This window comes from Rhodococcus sp. BP-261, from assembly GCF_019835205.1.
Classification (GTDB): Bacteria; Actinomycetota; Actinomycetes; order Mycobacteriales; family Mycobacteriaceae; genus Rhodococcoides; species Rhodococcoides kyotonensis_B.
Genome location: NZ_JABUCO010000005.1, coordinates 212,865 through 230,542, shown reverse-complemented (window position 1 = coordinate 230,542; position 17,678 = coordinate 212,865). Strand labels below are relative to the sequence as shown.

Sequence of the window (17,678 nt, the reverse complement as noted above, 5' to 3'; positions counted from 1 at the left end):
AACGAAGGAATCAGTTCCATGGCGTTGTTCTCCGTTGTCTACACGTACTCGCCCAGCACCACCGACGGGCGTGACACGCACCGTGCGACGCACCGCGAATGGCTGAGGGACCTGCTGGAGAAGAAGACCCTCGTGTCCAGCGGCCCGTTCGCCGACGGCAGCGGCGCACTCATCATCGTCGAAGGCACCGACCGCGAGTCCGTGGTCGAGCTGTTCGCTCAGGACCCGTTCCAGGTCGAGAACCTCGTCGAGGCGTCCGTCGTCACCGAATGGACCCCCGTCATGGGCGCGTTCGCTTAGTGCCGCTGCGCGGCCCGTGCGTAATTGGTTGGCCCAGGGTCGTACCAACCGCGCACGGGCACCGCAGGCGCATCACTCCTCGGCAGGCGCCTCGTCCGGGTCGCCGCCCTTGATCGACCAGAGCAGACCGTCGAGCTCCTCCGGCTTGACGAGCACTTCGCGGGCCTTGGAGCCTTCGCTCGGCCCGACCACTCCCCGGTTCTCCATGAGATCCATCAGCCTGCCCGCTTTCGCGAATCCGACGCGGAGCTTGCGCTGCAGCATCGACGTCGAACCGAACTGACTCGTCACGACGAGCTCCACCGCCTGCAGCAGCACGTCGAGGTCGTCGCCGATGTCCGGATCGACGTCCTTCTTGTCCGACGCCTTGGCCGCGGTGACGGTCTCGTTGTATTCCGGCTCCGCCTGGTTCTTCGCGAAGTCGACGACAGCGCCGATTTCCTCGTCGGTGATGAATGCACCCTGCAGACGCGTCGGCTTTCCCGCACCCATCGGCAGGAACAGGGCGTCGCCCATTCCGATGAGCTTCTCGGCGCCCGGCTGATCGAGAATGACGCGCGAGTCGGTGAGCGACGACGTCGCGAACGCGAGTCGTGACGGCACATTCGTCTTGATCAGACCGGTGACGACGTCGACGGACGGTCGCTGCGTGGCCAGCACGAGGTGGATACCGGCCGCACGCGCCTTCTGCGTGATGCGGACGATCGCGTCCTCGACGTCGCGGGGCGCGGTCATCATCAGGTCGGCGAGCTCGTCGACGATCGCCAGGATGTACGGGTACGGCCGGTACACGCGCTCGCTACCGAGCGGCGCCGTGATCTCGCCCGACTTGACCTTCTTGTTGAAGTCGTCGATGTGCCGGACCTTGTTGACCTGCATGTCCTGATAGCGCTGCTCCATCTCCTCGACCAACCAGGCGAGCGCCGCCGCTGCCTTCTTCGGCTGCGTGATGATCGGGGTGATGAGGTGCGGGATTCCTTCGTACGGCGTCAGCTCGACCATCTTCGGGTCGATCAGGATCATCCGCACTTCCTCGGGCGTCGCACGTGCGAGCAGCGAGACGAGCATCGAGTTCACGAAGCTCGACTTACCCGAACCCGTGGAACCGGCGACGAGGAGGTGCGGCATCTTCGCGAGGTTCGCGCTGACGAAGTCACCCTCGATGTCCTTGCCGAGCCCGATCACCAGCGGATGGTGATCCTTGCGCGTCGACGGCGCGGTCAGCACGTCGGCGAGACGCACCATCTCACGGTCGGAGTTGGGCACCTCGATGCCGACGGCGGACTTGCCCGGGATCGGCGCGAGGAGACGCACGTTGTCGGTGGCCACTGCGTACGCGATGTTGCGATGCAGCGCGGTGATCTTCTCGACCTTGACACCGGGACCGAGCTCGACCTCGTACCGGGTGACCGTCGGGCCTCGGGTGAAGCCGGTGACCGCGGCGTCGATCTTGAACTGCTCGAGCACCTCGGAGATGGCCTCGATCATCGCGTCGTTGGCCTGGCTGCGCGTCTTGGGCGGATCCCCGTCGATCAGCAGCGACAGCGACGGCAGTGTGTAGTCGCCGTCCACGACGCGATCGACGACGATCTTGTCCTCGTCGGACGTCGGCTTCGGTTCGGTCGCCTTGACGACGGGCTTCGGCTTCGGACGGGAAGGCGCCTCAGCAGCAGGTGCCGCGACGGGTTCCGGCGTGGGTTCGGGTCCCGGCGGGATGACCTCGGTCGGCGCCTCGGGCGGCGGCGTTCGACGCGACCGCGGGCGCTTGACCGGGACGTATTCCTCGGTCGGATAGTTTTCGGCAGGAGTGGAGCCTGTGGAACTGTACGGATCGGCACCGTCGACGGGGTAGCCGTCGAGAGCGCTGTCGTCGTAACCGCCGTAGCCGTCGTCGAACTCGGAACCGAAATCGGCGGGGTCGTAGTCGCCGTACTCGTCGCCCCGGCTGTCGGTGCCGAAGAGCGACCGCAGCCGACCCGGGACGTCACGGACCGTCGTTCCGGTCAGCAGGAGTACGCCGAACAGCCCGGCGAGGAGCAGCAGCGGAACGGCGAGCCAGACCGTGACACCGTCGGCCAGCGGGCCACCTGCGACGTAGCCGAAGAAGCCGCCGCCCGTCGCGCGGCCCGCAGAATCCGCGGGCGATCCTGCGGCCAGGTGCCACATTCCGAGAACCGGCAGAGCTACCAGAATCGAACCGAGAACCAGCCGGGGGCGAATCTCGGGGTTCGGCTCGGACCGCATCAGTACGACGGCGAGCGCCACGCCGAGTACCGGCACGATGTACCCGGCGTCGCCGACGAGGGCGCGTACCGCGATTTCGATCCACTCACCGACGGGGCCGCCTGCGCTGACCCAGACGGCTGCTGCGACGACGACGCTGACGGCGATCAACCCGAGGGCGATGCCGTCGCGGCGGTGACCGTGCTCGATGTCCTTGGCCTTGCTGACCGTCCGTGTCGTCGCGCCGACGCCCTTGGCTGCCATCGACCAGGTCGACGAGATGCCGCGGCCTACCGCGTTCAGCGCACCCCCGCCGGACTTCTTCTTGGCGGGCCTGCGCGCGGCCGGCGTGCGCGTAGTGGCTTTCGCCGGGCTGGACTTACGCGGTGCCGTCGCTTTGCGTGGTGTCGACACCGTCCGCGTCGTTCGTCCTCCGGAGGACTTCCGCGATCCCCCCGAAGCACGCGACGTCGTCGAATCCCCGGCACCGCCGGCTCGCGAACTTCGAGTGCTGGTCTTTCCTGCCATGCCCTCAGGCTAGTCGCAAGAGCACCTTCGAAACCATCCGCAACACGAGCAACAGGCTAGAAGCTGCGGTCGAGCTTCCGGACAGCGTCGACGTCGGCGGCGTCGCCGTCGGCCTCGATCACGACTTCGGAGCGGCCGAACGCATCCAACAGCAGCTCCGACGGCAACCCGATCAGGACGACGGATCGATCGCCCTTGCTCACCGTCGCAGTCCGGCCGTCAGGAGTGCGAAGGATCACGCCGACGCCTGCCCCGCGGTACGCGAGACGTCCGATCTTCGACGCGATCGACCACAGCTTGTTCTCCACCGCCTCCGAGAGCACGCGCGGCTCCCATCCCGGCCGAGCGCGCCGCAGGTCCTCGTGGTGCACGAACATCTCGCCGACGTTGATCACCGGATCGAGCACCTTGAAGGGCGACCAGACCGGGGGTCCCGACGCGACCGCGGCCACCAGTTCCGGAAACGGCTGTCGCGCCACGCCCTTCTGGACCCGTTCGGTGTAGCCGGCGAGGAAGGGCACCAGAATTCCCGGCGCCGCGTCGAGACGCCGTTCTCGAACGACGAGGTGCGCGGCGAGATCGCGTGCGGTCCACTCTCCGCACAGCGTCGGCGCGGACTCCCCCACCGCGGTCAGAGTCGAGACGAGTTCAGCGCGTTCGTGTTGTGCGAGGCTCACACCGATACACCGTACGTGCCCCGTCGGCGATGCGCCGCAGGGCGAGCCGTAATCTCGGGCCGGTGCCGATCTCCGAAATTGTGATCATCCTCGTTGCAGGACTCGGTGCCGGAGCCATCAACGCCGTCGTCGGCTCGGGAACGCTGATCACGTTCCCCACGCTCGTCGCGTTCGGCTATCCGCCCGTCGTGGCGACGATGTCCAACGCCGTCGGACTCGTGGCGGGAGGCGTGTCCGGCACGTGGGGATATCGCCGCGAACTGCGCGGCCAGTGGAACCGACTGCGGTGGCAGATTCCTGCGTCGTTCCTCGGTGCTCTGCTCGGTTCGTGGTTGCTGCTGCACCTTCCGGAAACCGTGTTCGCCGCAGTCGTTCCCGTGCTGCTCATCGGGGCACTGATCCTGGTCGTGGCGCAGCCTCGGATTCAAGCCTGGGCGCGATCACGGTCGGAGGCCGCCGGCAAGGCAGCCGACCACGTCGGCCGAGGGCATCTCGTGATGCTGACGATCGGAACTTTCCTCGTCGGCATCTACGGCGGTTATTTCACTGCGGCGCAGGGGATTCTGTTGATCGGCGTGATGGGAGCGCTGCTGCCGGAGTCGATCCAGCGCATGAACGCGGCGAAGAATCTGCTGTCGCTGATCGTCAACATCGTCGCGGCGGTCGCGTACACGATCGTCGCGTTCGACCGGATCAGTTGGGCCGCAGCGGGATTGATCGCCGTCGGCTCTCTGGTCGGTGGGTCGATCGGCGCTCGCTACGGGCGGCGCTTGTCTCCCACCGCACTCCGCGCGACCATCGTCGCGCTCGGCATCGTCGGCCTGTGGCGGTTGTTGGCCTGAACGACCGATGCGTGCGTAGTCGGTCCGGAGACCGACTACGCACGCATTGATTGCCGCAGGAGCGTTATCCCACTTCCATGACCGTCGGGACGATCATCGGCTTGCGGCGATACTTCTCCGCCACCCACCGACCGACGACGCGTCGCACGGCTTGCGCGATGCGGTGCGTGTCGGTGACGCCGTCGGATGCGAGGCGCTGCAGCTCGGCTTCGACGAGCTGGCCGGCTTCCTTGAGCGCAGCCGGGTCGTCGGAGAATCCGCGGCCCGACACCTCGGGAGCTGCGACTGCACGTCCGGTCGTCGAATCGACGGCGACGGTGATCGCGATGAAGCCGCCCTCGCCGAGAATCAGGCGGTCCGACAGCGTGGAGTCGCCGACGTCGCCGACCGACAGACCGTCGACGTAGACGTGGCCGACCGGTACCTGGCCGACGATGCGCGCGAGACCGTCGACCATGTCGACGACGACGCCGTCCTCGGCGAGCACGACGCGGTCCTCGGCCACACCGGTGGCCTTCGCGAGCGCGGCGTTGGCGCGCAGGTGGCGCCACTCGCCGTGCACCGGCATGGCGTTGGTCGGACGCACCGCGTTGTACAGGTACAGCAGCTCACCGGCGGATGCGTGTCCGGAGACGTGCACCTTGGCGTTCTGCTGCGTCACGACGGTGGCGCCCCGCTTCGCGAGACCGTTGACGACGGCGAAGACGGAATTCTCGTTGCCCGGAATCAGCGACGACGCCAGCACGACGAGATCGTTGGCCTTGACGTTGATCTGGCGGTGCTCACCGCGAGCCATGCGCGACAGCGCCGACAGCGGCTCGCCCTGAGATCCGGTGGAGATCAACACGAGTCGGTCGTCCGGCAGCGTCGCGGCGACGTCGACGTTCACCTCGAGACCGTCCGGAACCCGGAGGTAGCCGAGGTCCTGAGCGATCTGCATGTTGCGAACCATCGACCGGCCGACGAACGCGACGCGGCGGTTGTAGCGCTCGGCGACGTCGATGACCTGCTGAATGCGGTGCACGTGGCTGGCGAACGACGCGACGATGACGCGTTGCTTGGCCTTGCCGATGACGGTGTCGAGGACACCGCCGATCTCACGCTCGGGAGTGACGAATCCGGGAACCTCCGCGTTGGTCGAGTCCACGAGGAACAGGTCGACGCCCTCGTCACCGAGCCGCGAGAAGCCTGCCAGGTCGGTCAGTCGGCCGTCGAGGGGCAGCTGGTCGAGCTTGATGTCACCGGTGTGCAATGCGAGGCCCGCGTCGGTACGGATCGCGATTGCCAACGCGTCGGGAATCGAGTGGTTGACGGCGAAATATTCGCACTCGAACGGCCCGTGGGTAGTCTTCTCCCCCTCGGTGACCTCGACGAGGTTGGGGCGCAGCCGATGCTCACGGCATTTCGCGGCGACGAGCGCGAGCGTGAACTTCGAGCCGACGACGGGAACATCGGGACGCAGACGCAGCAGGAACGGCACCGCGCCGATGTGGTCCTCGTGGCCGTGGGTGAGCACGACGGCTTCGACGTCGGCCATGCGGTTCTCGATGTGCCGGAAGTCCGGGAGAATCAGGTCGACGCCGGGCTGCTGGTCCTCCGGGAACAGGACGCCGCAGTCGACGATCAGCAACTTGCCCTGGTGCTCGAACACCGTCATGTTGCGGCCGATCTCGCCGATGCCGCCGAGCGCGACGACACGCAGGCCCTTGAACGGTGCCTTCGGCGGCGTCCCGAGACGCTCGGTGGGGTCTATCTCGCGACGGTTGTCCGGTCGCTGAGTCCGTGCCGAGTTCTGCACGACGGGTCGTGACTGCTGGGCGGGACGTGAAGTGGGCGGTCCTGCGCTTCGAGTTGCGCGGCCGCGTGATCGTGCTGGTCTGCTCATACAAGTACTCCTGCTGCCCGCAGATCTGCTGCGAGCAATTCGATGTGTTCGATGCTCGGCGGCACCTGGGGAAGTCGTGGTTCACCGACGTCGAGGCCGATGAGACGCAGTCCGGCCTTGGCCGCGCTGACGCCACCGAGGCGTGCGACGGACTTGATGACCGGGATGAGGCTGACGTTGATCGCCTGTGCGCGGGCGATGTCGCCCATCATGAACGCGGTGTGCAATTCGCGTAGGCGAGCGGGAACGAGGTGTCCGATGACGCTGACGAAGCCGGTGGCACCGACCGACAGCCACGGAAGGTTCAACGGGTCGTCTCCGGAGAAGAACTGCAGGCCGGTCGACGCGATCAGCTCGGCGCCCGCGTTGAGGTCGCCCTTGGCGTCCTTCACCGCGAGAATGCGGGGATGGTCGGCGAGACGACGCAGAGTCTCCGTTTCGATCGGGACGACCGAGCGCGGAGGGATGTCGTACAGCATCACCGGTAGGTCGGTCGCGTCGGCGACGGCGGTGAAGTGCGCGTAGATGCCCGACTGAGGCGGACGCGAGTAGTACGGGGTGACCACGAGGAGGCCGTGCGCGCCTGCGCGGGCTGCGTCACGAGCCAGTTCGACGCTGTGCGCGGTGTCGTTGCTGCCGGCACCTGCGATGATCCGAGCGCGGTGGCCGACGGCGGCGATGACAGCACGCATGAGATCGAGCTTCTCGTTCTCGGTGGTGGTGGGAGACTCGCCGGTCGTACCTGCCAGCACGAGACCGTCGTGGCCCTGCTCGACGAGGTGATGCGCAAGACGCACGCCCGCGTCGATGTCCAGCTTTCCGTCGGCCGAGAACGGGGTCACCATAGCGGTGAGCACCGTGCCGAACGGAGACTGGATGGGCGGAGCGGCATCACCGTATGTCATGGTCGGAAAGGTTACCCGGTGGTCTCGACCGCTTCGATCAGACCTCGGTGACGAACGGACTGTGCGCCACCTCCGAGCCGTCGGCGAGGACCGAGATCTCGAAGTCGCCGAAGACGTCCGGCGCTACCGTCGCCAGCTGGCGCAGACACGCGACGGCGACGCGTCGAATCTCGACGTCGGCATGCTCGGACGCGCGCATCGACACGAAATGACGCCACGCCCGGTAGTTACCGGTGACGACCACCCGGGTCTCGGTGGCGTTGGGCAACACGGACCGAGCCGCCTGACGCGCCTGCTTGTTGCGCATCGCCGCACCGGTGACGCCCTCGAGCTTGTGCTCCAGCGCTGCGAGCAGTTCGGCATAGGCCTCGCGGGAGGCGTCGGTCGCGGACGTGAACAGCGCTTCGAGCTCGGGATCGCCTTCGATCGCGGGGGGCACGATGACGTTCGCGTCGCGCTCGTTGACGAACCGCTGCGACAGCTGCGAGTACGAGAAGTGGCGGTGACGGATGAGCTCGTGGGTGCACGAGCGCGAGATGCCGGTGATGTAGAAGCTCACGGACGCGTGCTCGAGCACCGACAGATGCCCGACGTCCAGAAGGTGCTGGAGATACGACGCGTTCGTCGCCGTCCGCGGGTTCGGCTTGGACCAGCTCTGATAGCAGGCGCGCCCGGCGAATTCGATCAGCGCTTGTCCGCCGTCGGCGTCGGTCTCCCACGGGATGTCCTCGGGCTGGACGAAATCGGTCTTCGCCACCAATTGAACCTTCAGCGAAACCGTCTTCGACACCGCGTCCCTTCCGCCCCTGCTGCTGAAATATCAGTGCGACTGTAGTCGTACGCCAGTGTGACGCCTTGCATGACGTCACTTTTGACGTCACACTGGCGTCATGGAACTCGATTCGTACACCGCGTCGTTGCGTGCCGACCTCCTTGCCGCGGCTGCCCTCGGCGACGAACGGACACGACAGACCGCCGACGCCCTCGGGTCTGCAGCTCAGGCGTCGGCCAGGTTGATGTTGCTGCAGGCCCTGTCCGATTTCGCCGAGGAGATCTCGTCGCAGATCGACGGCCACTCGGTGCACCTGCGTCTGACCGGGAACGAGGCCGTAGCCGATGTCACCCGTGACGTCGATCCGGCCGAGACCGAGGCGACGACACCCGAGCCCGAGGACTATCCGACGATGGAGGACGTCACCGGCGAAATGCGACGCGTCACGCTGCGCATGGTCGAGCACGTGAAGGAACGGGCCGAGGAGGCCGCGTCGATGAACGGGGTGTCCCTCAATTCGTGGCTGTCGCAAGCGGTTCAGGGCGCGCTGCGCGACCAGATGCGCAAGGAACGCCCGTACTGATTCAGTCGCTCTTCGTCGATTCGGCGTTCTCACGCCAGACACGCTCGAACGGCAGCCGCCAGGCGTTCGGAGCGATCAGCTGATGAATGGCATTCGGACCCCACGATCCCGGCGCGTACTGACGCACGGGCGGCGGGTCCGCGAGTAGCGGTGCCGACACCTCCCACAGCCGTTCGATGCCCTCGGCCGTCGTGAACAGGGTGTGGTCGTCGTGCATCGCGTCGAGAATCAGTCGTTCGTAGGCTTCGAGAACGTCTGCGGCCCTTTCGGTGTCGCCGATCGCGAACTGCATGCTCAGTTTGTCCAACCTCATGCCGGGGCCGGGACGTTTGCCGTAGAACGACAGCGACACCTTCGACGCGTCGGCGAGGTCGAACGTCAGATGGTCGGGACCTTGTGCGCCGACGCCGGAGCCCGCCGGGAACATACTCTTCGGTGGCTCGCGGAACGCGATGGAGATGATGCGTTGTCCCTCGGCCATCTTCTTTCCGGTGCGTAGGTAGAACGGCACGCCTGCCCAGCGCCAATTGTCGATCTCGCACTGCAACGCGACGAACGTGTCGGTCTCGGAATCGGGTGCCACGCCCGGTTCCGAGCGGTAGCCGTTGTACTGCCCGCGTACGACCTTGCGCGGATCGAGGGGAACCATGGATCGGAAGACCTTGTTCTTCTCTTCGCCGATCGCGCCCGGTTCCAGGGCAGTCGGCGGCTCCATCGCCATGAACGCGAGGATCTGGAACAGGTGGGTGACCACCATGTCCTTGAATGCTCCGGTCGACTCGTAGAAGTTGGCGCGGCCGTCCAACGACAGCGACTCGGGAACGTCGATCTGCACGTGGTCGATGAAATTGCGGTTCCAGATCGGTTCGAACAGACCGTTCGCGAACCGGAACGCCAGAATGTTCTGTGCGGGTTCCTTGCCCAAGAAGTGGTCGATGCGGAAGATCTGCTCCTCGTCGAACGTCTCGTGCAGTCTGGCGTTGAGCGCGATCGCGCTGTCCAGGTCGGTGCCGAACGGCTTCTCCATGATGATGCGTGACCGCTTCACCAGATCGGCCTCGCCGAGCATGTCCACGACTGCCAGAGCGGCCTTCGGCGGGACGCTCAGATAGTGCAGGCGTCGGACGTCGGGCCCGAGTTCCGTTTCGGCGTGTGCGACCGCTTCCGCGAGCGCGGCAGGCCCGTCCTTCTGCGAGACGTAACTGAGCTTGCCTGCGAACTCCCGCCACTGCTCCTCGGACACCTTACGAGACGAGAACTCGTCGATCGCTTCGAGAGCCATCTGCCGGAACTCGTCGCTCGTCATCTCCTCCAGCGACGTTCCGACGACGCGGATGCGCGGCGCCAGATCGGACAGAACGAGATGCATGAAGCTGGACAACAGCTTTCGGCGTGCCAAGTCGCCGGTCGCTCCGAACAGCACGACTACCTGAGGTGGCAGTTCTTCGATGGGCGCGGTCATGAAGTGAATGGTGTCATCATCACGCCGACGCCGCGAGTGCTGCAACCAGATCCCCGCGCTCACCGATGACGATGGTCCCCAGTTCGAGCCAGTCGGCCATTTCTCGTAGTACAGGCAGGAGCCTGTCCGCGATGACGGCCGCGTCGCGGTCACCGTCGACGAATGCCCCGAGAACCTGCAGTTCGGATCGGGCGCGGTCGCCCTTGAGGTCGACGCGCGCAACGAGTTCCCCGTCCATGAGAAACGGGAAAACATAGTAGCCGTGAATGCGCTTGTGCTGTGGGGTGTAGATCTCGATGCGGTAGTGGAAGTCGAATATTCGCTCCACTCGCGGCCGAAAGAAGATCATCGGGTCGAAGGGGCACAGCAGAGTAGCGCCCTTGGCGGAGCGGGGGATTCGTGCGTCCACGTGCAAGTAGGCAGGCGCGCCCCACCCGTCGACCTCGACGGGTTCGAGCGTCCCCGCCTCGACGAGGTCGACGATCGCCGCCTTGGTCTGCTTCTGCGAGAGTCGGTAGTAGTCACGCAGGTCCGGCTCGGTCGCGATTCCCAGAGCCACAGCGGAATTCGTGACGAGCTGGCGCACGGCGTCGGCTTCGTCGACGTTCCGAGCGAGGATGTCCGCCGGGATAACCCTTTCCGTGAGGTCGTAGTGCCGGACGAATCCAGCGCGAGTACCGACGGACACGACACCGGCTGCGAACAGCTGCTCGCACACGACTTTGACGTCACTGCGGTCCCACCACGGACCCTTGCGGCCGGGCCGCTCCACGTTCAAGGCGCGCTCGATTTCGCCGGCACTGCACGGACCCGAGTCGGTGATGACGGCCAGAATGTCGTCGGCCAGTGTGGGGTTTCGCTCGAGAACCGTCTTGGCGCCACCCCACCGACCGTGTTCGTAGAGTTCGGTGCGCCAACGCATCAGCGGCCAGTCCTCGACGGGAATCAGCGCAGCCTCGTGCGCCCAGTATTCGACGAGCGTGCGTGGACTGCGCTTGGTGTCCGTCCACGCGGCCCTGTCCACGAGAGTGCGGTCGTACTTCCCGACGCGGCTGAACAAGGGTGCGTAGTGCGCGCGCACCAGCACGGACACCGAGTCGATCTGCAATAGGCGATTTCGGTCGATCACCTTCTGCACCGCACGCGCCGACGCCCCACGATCGGTCATTGGATGCGGCGACGCCAAACCCTGGGCAGCAAGAGCTGTCCGCCGCGCCATCGCTGCACTCATCTCGCGCATACACGCCACCTTGCCACGACGCACCGACACGGATCGTCTACGGCGCCCAGCCATACTTTCGCGCCATGCTCTCCACGACGTCCACCAGCTGCGACAAACCCGGCTGCTCGATCGGAAAGTGCCCACACCCCTCGAGCATCACGAGCGACGTCGGACCCGCGACACGCTCCAGAAAACGAATGCTCACCTCGGGTGGAGTCCATCGATCCTCGGCCGGGTGCACAAGAGTGACGGCCGGACCGTCGTACGCCTCGGGTCGGACGTGCTCGTACGACATGAAGCTCGACAGGAAGCCGATCGGCACCGACACACCTCCGCCGAGCGGGTCCGTCGCGCATTGCCGGGACAGTTCGGAGTTCCCGCTCATGTTGCCGACGTCCATGAGCCACCGCACCGGCACGCGCACACGTCCGAACACGGACGCGCATGCTTCCAAGAGCATCGGCGCTGGTCGACCGAGAACGCCGAATCGTGCTGCGGCCGAACGAGCGTCGGGATCGGAGGGATCGAGCAGGCACGTCGCGAGGACGTCGGCCACCTCGCCTGTCCGACTGGCGACCTCGTACGCGAGCATTCCGCCCATGCTCGCACCGAACATCACGATCGGACGCGAATCCCGTTGCCGCTCAGCAACGACAAGATCGCACAGCATGTCGACCCAGTGTTGATACCGAACCTCGCCGGGCGTGGAGACAACCGTCTTGCCGTACAGCGGCATGTCGGGGAACAACACGTCCGCACCCCTCGACGCGGCCAACGCGGCGTACGGCCACAGCGCTCCCGAATGTCCTCCGGCACCGTGAATCGCCAACACACGGAAGGGCGCGTCGTCGTTCCGAGCTCGCGCGACGTGGATACTTTCCCCGCGCCACGGCCACATCGTCGACGTCGGGGCATGGTCGACACGAAACTCGGAGGGCAGAAACCTGGCATAACGGTCGGCCGTCATGCCAGGTGACATTAACCCATCAGCGTCGCCGCGAGGGTTCCTCCGAGTTCGTAGCAGGAATCGCGGGCCGACTTGTCCACGGCAGTGACTTCCAATGCCTCGGATGCTTGTTCGAGCGCCCACCCGGTGGTGATCTTGCGGATCGCCGCCACCGCGCCGGCCGTGTCGTTGTTGCCGTGCACCCATAGTCCGTACGGACGCCCGGCGACCGCGTCGAGGCACGGGTAGTACGTGGTGTCGAAGAAATGCTTGAGTGCCCCGCTCATGTAGCCGAAGTTCGCTGACGTGCCGAACAGATAGCCGTCGGCCTCCAGCACGTCCGGCACCGTCGCGCCCAGTGCAGGGACACTCCGAACCGTCACACCCTCGATTTCCGGATCACTTGCTCCCGCCAGAACCGCTTCCAGCAGTTCCCGCGTCGACGGGGACGGCGTGTGATGGATAACGAGTAGTGTGGTCACTTCGACGCCGACTCCGCACGCTCCAGTGCGACCGCGCGCTTCATCGTCTCGCGAGCCCGACCCCGGTCGCCCGCGTAGTCGTACGCCCGAGCCAGCCGGTAGGAATTGCGCCAGTTGTCGGGGTCCTTCTCCCACTCCCCCTTGACCTGCTGGAACAGCTCGTCGGCGGCGTCTCGGGAGATGCGTCCCGACGGCATCCGCGGAAGATCGGACACGTCGAGCTCGAGATCCTCGTCGCGAACTCGCGACGCCAGGTGCTGGTGCTCGAAACCTGCCTTCAGTGTCGCCCACACGATCCACAGTCCGATGACGGGAAGCAGAATCACTCCGACACCCAGCCCGACGTTCACCGCACCACCGGTCTGGATCAACGAGACACCGCGTCGACCCAACAAGTAGAAGTAGAACGCCAGAATCGCCACCATCACAGCGATGGTGAGCAGGATCTTCGTCGCCTTGTTCATGGGTTCTACAGATCCAGGAACGGATCGAGTCCGACGGTCAGGCCGGGACGACCGGCGATCTCCCGCACACCGAGCAGCACGCCCGGCGCAAAGGACGTGCGGTCGAGCGAATCGTGACGGATGGTCAGCGTCTCGCCGAGGGTTCCGAACAACACTTCCTGATGCGCCACGAGACCTGCGAGCCTGATCGAGTGAACGCGCACTCCGTCGACCTCCGCGCCGCGAGCGTGATCGAATTCGGCCGTCGTGGCGTCGGGACTTTTCGCGACACCTGCCTTCGCACGTGCGTCGGCGATGACCTCGGCGGTGCGGTACGCGGTACCCGACGGCGCATCGGCCTTGTTCGGGTGATGCAGTTCGATGACCTCGACCGAATCGAAGAACCGCGCGGCCTGCTCGGCGAAACGCATGGTGAGCACAGCTCCGATGGCGAAGTTCGGTGCGATCAGAACTCCCGTCTCGGGGGAGCCTCCGAGCCAGGACCGCACGGTCGCGAGTCGCTCGTCGTCGAATCCGGTGGTGCCGACGACGGCGTGGATTCCGTTCTCGACGAGGAACCGCAGATTGTCCATGACGACGTCGGGATGGGTGAAGTCGACGACGACCTGCGTGGAGGCGTCGACGAACGTCGACATCGAGTCGCCCTGATCGACGGTCGCAACTAGTTCCAGGTCGGATGCGGCGTCGACGGCAGCACAGATGGCCTGCCCCACCTTGCCACGGGCTCCGAGAACGCCGACCCGGATAGGTGCTTCTGAACTCACGACTGCTCCACTCTGTGCTCCGACCGGAAAATCCATGCAGGTGGAAGCCTACTGACTGTGGAGCCGTCGTTCGTACGCTGGTCGCGCGTCACCCTCCGAAGAGGTTCTTCGCCTTGAGGGTCAGTTCGTACAGCCCGTAGGCGAAGGGAACGGCGACCCAGATCCAGGCCACGACCATCACCGTTCGTTGACGTGTCTCATTCATGCCGACGCCTCCTTCTCGTAGAACTTCTCGTCCACCGGTTTGATCAATTCGTTGGCGACGAACCCGATGACGAGGAGAGCGATCATCACGTAGAACGCCGGGAGATAGCGGCTCGTCGAACCGGTGTCACCCGCGTCGGCGATGGCGTTGACGATCAGCGGGCCCAGCACGCCTGCGACCGACCACGCGGTCAGCAGTCGACCGTGGATGGCGCCGACCTGATACGTGCCGAACATGTCCTTGAGGTACGCGGGCATGGTCGCGAAACCTGCGCCGTAGAACGACAGGATCAACAACGCCGAGATCAGGAACAACACCTTGTTCGAGTTGGTGAACACCGCGATGTACAGATACAGCAAGGCACCGACACCGAGGTACAGACGGTAGATGTTCTTCCGTCCCACCAGGTCCGAGACCGACGACCACACGAACCTGCCGATCATGTTCGTCAAGGACAGGAAGGCGACGAAGCCGGCTGCGGCAGCAGCCAACGACTCGGCGGAGAGGGCGTCGGGAAAGAAGTCCTGGTAGATACCCGACGCGCGCTCCAGAATTCCGATGCCGGCAGTCACGTTGAAGCACAGCACGATCCACAGCAACCAGAACTGCGGGGTCTTGACGGCATTCGCAGCCGAGACGTTGTGCGTGGACACCAGCGGCGACGACGTGTCGGGATTCCACCCCTTCGGCTTCCAGTCGTCGGCCGGAACGCGGATCAGGACGACGCCGAGCGCCATGAAGATCGCGTAGCCGACGGCCAACACGAGGAACGTCTTGGCGATGGACGCGTCGGTGAATCCGCCGAAGCCCGAGAGCAATTGGGTCGTGAGCGGCGAGGCGATCAATGCGCCGCCACCGAAACCCATGATTGCGATACCGGTGGCCATGCCAGGTCGGTCGGGGAACCACTTCATGAGTGTGGAGACCGGTGAGATGTAGCCGATACCGAGCCCGATTCCACCGACGAACCCGTAACCGAAGATCACGAGCCAGAACTGACCGAGGCTCATTCCCAACGCGGACAACAACAATCCGCTGACGAAGAAGATCAGCGAGACGGTCATGGCCCAGCGGGGCCCGTTCTTCTCGACGCGGGTGCCGAAGATCGCCGCGGACAGTCCGAGCATGACGATTGCGAGTTGAAACGGGATGGCGGTCACGGTCCCGCTGAGGTCAGAGGCGGTCGGCGCGGAGATCGCGCTCTTGAACACGCTCCAGGCGTACGCCGATCCGATCGCCAGGTGAATCGACAGCGCCGCGGGCGGAATCAGCCAACGATTCCATTCCGGAGTCGCGACGACTCGCGCGCGTTCGAGGATGGGCAGAGTCATGCGTACCCCTAGTTCGTGGTTTCTCGATACTGTGTCCGGTTCTTTAGTGAGTCAAACATCACACCACCTGATCCGGTGCAGTGGGGTCACCCCGTCGGCGCTACCGTCGTTCGGTGACCAACGACTCGATACCGGTCCTGCAAGCAGAGAACGTCGACCTCGTGCGAAACGGGCGATACCTTCTGCGCGACGCTTCGGTGCGCCTCGAACAGGGCGAACACTGGGTACTCCTCGGCGCGAACGGAGCCGGCAAGAGCACGCTGCTGAGCCTGCTGGGCGCATTCGTCCACCCCACGCACGGAAGTGTGGACGTCCTCGGTCACCGGCTCGGACGCGTCGACATGCGCGAGCTGCGCACTCACATAGGCCACGTCGACCCACGCCTGCGTGTCGAGCCGTCGTTGACGCTGCTCCAGACGGTGCTGACCGGGATGACGAACACTCCCGATCTGGTTCCGCGCTGGTCCCCCACCGACGACGAAGTGGCACGGGCGACGTCGTTGATCGACGCACTCGGCGTCACGCATCGCATCGATTCGCCGTGGTACACGCTGTCGCAGGGCGAACGCGGACGGGCACTCATCGCTCGCGCACTTCTGCCGGACCCCGCGCTGCTGCTGTTGGACGAGCCCGCAACCGGTCTCGATCTTGCTGCGCGAGAACAACTTCTGACGGCGTTGGACGGCATCCGGGCCGAGCATCCCACGCTCTCGAGCATTCTCGTCACACATCATCTCGAGGAGATTCCGTCGTCGACGTCGCATGCAGTGCTGCTGCGCGACGGCCACATCATGGCCATCGGCCACGTCGACGACGTCCTCACCACCGAGAACATCAGCGAATGCTTCGATCACCCCATCGAGATCGCACGACGTAACGGGCGGTGGGTAGCCACCGCCCGAAGTCGCTAGAACGTGATGACCTGACGGATGGCGTTGCCGTCGGCCAATTCGTCCATGCCGCGGTTGATCTCGTCGAGCGTGATTCGCGAACTGATCAGCTTCTCGACGGGAAGCCGGCCTTCGCGCCACATCTGCGCATACTTCGGAATGTCTCGCGACGGCACCGCCGAACCGAGGTAGCTTCCGACGATCGTGCGGGCTTCGGCGACGAGTCCGAGCGGCGAGATCGACGACCGCGCATCCGGTGCCGGCAGTCCGACGGTGACCGTCGTGCCGCCCGGGGCCGTCGCGGCCACCGCTGCCTCGAACGCGCGCGCATTACCCGCCGCCTCGATGACGACGTCGGCCTTGATGTTCTGCTCTTCACGCTCGGCCGGCGAATAGGTCTGTGTCGCACCGAGTTCACGTGCGGTGGCGAGCTTGTCCGGCACCGCGTCGACGCCGATGACCTGTCCCGCTCCGACGGACACGGCCGTCAGAATCGACGCCATCCCGACCCCACCGAGACCGATCACCATGACCGACTGCCCCGGCGTGGGACGGCCCGCGTTGAGTACCGCACCGCCGCCCGTCAGCACGGCACAGCCCAGTACCGCAGCGACGTCGGCCGGAATGTCGTCGTCGACGGGCACGACGGACTTGCGGCTGACGACGGCATGGGTCGCGAATCCGGACACCCCGAGGTGGTGCTTGACCTCGACGCCGTCGCGGTTCAAGCGCCGGCCACCGTCGAGAAGCGTTCCGGCGTTGTTGGCGGCGCTGCCCGGGATGCACGGCATCTGGCCGTCGGTACGACAGCCGTCGCACTCCCCGCACCGCGGCAGGAACGTCATGACGACGCGGGTGCCGACCGGAACGTCGTCCACTCCCGCGCCGACGGCTTCGACGCGGCCCGCGGCTTCGTGTCCGAGGAGCATCGGCACCGGTCGCACGCGGTTACCGTCGACCACCGACAGGTCCGAGTGACACAGGCCCGCGGCCTCGATCCGCACGAGCAGTTCGCCCTCACCGGGAGGTGCGAGTTCCAGCTCCGAGATGGAGATGGGATGCGAGTCGGCGAACGGCCGTGAGCGTCCGATTTCTTCGAGTACAGCGCCGCGGATCTTCATGACCCCACTCTAGGTGAGCAGAAATGTCTCCAGGTGAGTGCGAATGTATAGCCCTCTATACATTCGCGCTCACGTG

The 17,678-nt window shown here is 65.6% G+C and carries 17 protein-coding genes; 4 read left to right on the top strand and 13 right to left on the bottom strand.

Annotated features, from left to right (window positions below; genetic code table 11):
- Window positions 1-18 precede the first annotated feature (18 nt).
- The gene (locus tag HQ354_RS08580; RefSeq protein WP_068428865.1) at window positions 19-300 is read left to right on the top strand and encodes a YciI family protein; all 282 of its coding nucleotides are present in this window, start codon (window positions 19-21) and stop codon (window positions 298-300) included.
- Between the two features lie 72 nt (window positions 301-372).
- Here the strand turns inward: HQ354_RS08580 and HQ354_RS08575 are convergent, their stop codons facing one another.
- Window positions 373-3,051 carry a DNA translocase FtsK gene (locus tag HQ354_RS08575; protein WP_254303570.1) on the bottom strand — a complete coding sequence of 893 codons (2,679 nt, stop codon included), beginning with the start codon at window positions 3,049-3,051 and terminating at the stop codon, window positions 373-375.
- A gap of 56 nt (window positions 3,052-3,107) precedes the next feature.
- The gene (locus HQ354_RS08570) at window positions 3,108-3,728 is read right to left on the bottom strand and encodes a TIGR03085 family metal-binding protein (protein WP_222634570.1); all 621 of its coding nucleotides are present in this window, start codon (window positions 3,726-3,728) and stop codon (window positions 3,108-3,110) included.
- Window positions 3,729-3,790: 62 nt separating this feature from the next.
- Here HQ354_RS08570 and HQ354_RS08565 point away from each other — a divergent pair, with 62 nt between their 5' ends.
- Complete coding sequence (locus HQ354_RS08565) at window positions 3,791-4,570, top strand: sulfite exporter TauE/SafE family protein (RefSeq protein WP_068428859.1); 780 nt, start codon at window positions 3,791-3,793, stop codon at window positions 4,568-4,570.
- Window positions 4,571-4,634: 64 nt separating this feature from the next.
- Here the strand turns inward: HQ354_RS08565 and HQ354_RS08560 are convergent, their stop codons facing one another.
- Genes HQ354_RS08560 through thyX form a run of 3 tightly spaced genes read right to left on the bottom strand, consistent with a single transcriptional unit; the run spans window position 4,635 to window position 8,150 of the window.
- Complete coding sequence (locus HQ354_RS08560; RefSeq protein WP_240930984.1) at window positions 4,635-6,455, bottom strand: ribonuclease J; 1,821 nt, start codon at window positions 6,453-6,455, stop codon at window positions 4,635-4,637.
- Window positions 6,452-7,360, bottom strand: coding sequence for a 4-hydroxy-tetrahydrodipicolinate synthase (gene dapA / locus HQ354_RS08555; RefSeq protein WP_068428848.1), 909 nt, complete (start codon window positions 7,358-7,360; stop codon window positions 6,452-6,454). Before dapA ends, HQ354_RS08560 begins: the two co-directional genes overlap by 4 nt.
- Before the next feature lie 37 nt (window positions 7,361-7,397).
- Window positions 7,398-8,150 (bottom strand): FAD-dependent thymidylate synthase, encoded by a 753-nt coding sequence (gene thyX, locus HQ354_RS08550; protein ID WP_068428845.1) that lies wholly within the window; start codon window positions 8,148-8,150, stop codon window positions 7,398-7,400.
- Between the two features lie 100 nt (window positions 8,151-8,250).
- Here thyX and HQ354_RS08545 point away from each other — a divergent pair, with 100 nt between their 5' ends.
- Window positions 8,251-8,715: a toxin-antitoxin system HicB family antitoxin gene (locus HQ354_RS08545; RefSeq protein WP_167676088.1), complete on the top strand. Its 465-nt coding sequence runs from the start codon at window positions 8,251-8,253 to the stop codon at window positions 8,713-8,715.
- Between the two features lies 1 nt (window position 8,716).
- On the opposite strand, the gene zwf is transcribed toward HQ354_RS08545, so the two are convergent.
- The 7 genes from zwf to HQ354_RS08510 all read right to left on the bottom strand — a co-directional run bounded on the left by zwf (window position 8,717) and on the right by HQ354_RS08510 (window position 15,591).
- Window positions 8,717-10,177, bottom strand: coding sequence for a glucose-6-phosphate dehydrogenase (gene zwf / locus HQ354_RS08540; protein ID WP_167676090.1), 1,461 nt, complete (start codon window positions 10,175-10,177; stop codon window positions 8,717-8,719).
- A gap of 19 nt (window positions 10,178-10,196) precedes the next feature.
- Window positions 10,197-11,417: a winged helix-turn-helix domain-containing protein gene (locus tag HQ354_RS08535; protein ID WP_167676092.1), complete on the bottom strand. Its 1,221-nt coding sequence runs from the start codon at window positions 11,415-11,417 to the stop codon at window positions 10,197-10,199.
- Window positions 11,418-11,454: 37 nt separating this feature from the next.
- Window positions 11,455-12,366 carry an alpha/beta hydrolase gene (locus HQ354_RS08530; protein ID WP_167676094.1) on the bottom strand — a complete coding sequence of 304 codons (912 nt, stop codon included), beginning with the start codon at window positions 12,364-12,366 and terminating at the stop codon, window positions 11,455-11,457.
- 11 nt (window positions 12,367-12,377) lie between these two features.
- Complete coding sequence (locus tag HQ354_RS08525) at window positions 12,378-12,827, bottom strand: flavodoxin family protein (protein ID WP_167676096.1); 450 nt, start codon at window positions 12,825-12,827, stop codon at window positions 12,378-12,380.
- Window positions 12,824-13,291, bottom strand: coding sequence for a hypothetical protein (locus HQ354_RS08520; protein WP_068428837.1), 468 nt, complete (start codon window positions 13,289-13,291; stop codon window positions 12,824-12,826). The genes HQ354_RS08525 and HQ354_RS08520 overlap by 4 nt, the downstream gene beginning before the upstream one ends.
- A 5-nt stretch (window positions 13,292-13,296) precedes the next feature.
- Window positions 13,297-14,091 carry a 4-hydroxy-tetrahydrodipicolinate reductase gene (gene dapB, locus HQ354_RS08515; protein WP_222634571.1) on the bottom strand — a complete coding sequence of 265 codons (795 nt, stop codon included), beginning with the start codon at window positions 14,089-14,091 and terminating at the stop codon, window positions 13,297-13,299.
- A 165-nt stretch (window positions 14,092-14,256) separates the two neighbouring features.
- On the bottom strand, window positions 14,257-15,591 hold the full coding sequence (locus HQ354_RS08510; RefSeq protein ID WP_167676101.1) for an OFA family MFS transporter: 1,335 nt from the start codon (window positions 15,589-15,591) through the stop codon (window positions 14,257-14,259).
- A gap of 113 nt (window positions 15,592-15,704) precedes the next feature.
- Between HQ354_RS08510 and HQ354_RS08505 the strand changes: the two genes are divergently transcribed.
- Window positions 15,705-16,502: an ABC transporter ATP-binding protein gene (locus tag HQ354_RS08505; protein WP_222634572.1), complete on the top strand. Its 798-nt coding sequence runs from the start codon at window positions 15,705-15,707 to the stop codon at window positions 16,500-16,502.
- On the opposite strand, the gene HQ354_RS08500 is transcribed toward HQ354_RS08505, so the two are convergent.
- On the bottom strand, window positions 16,499-17,602 hold the full coding sequence (locus tag HQ354_RS08500) for an alcohol dehydrogenase catalytic domain-containing protein (RefSeq protein ID WP_222634573.1): 1,104 nt from the start codon (window positions 17,600-17,602) through the stop codon (window positions 16,499-16,501). The two genes, HQ354_RS08505 and HQ354_RS08500, sit on opposite strands and share 4 nt — an antisense overlap.
- Window positions 17,603-17,678: the final 76 nt, after the last annotated feature.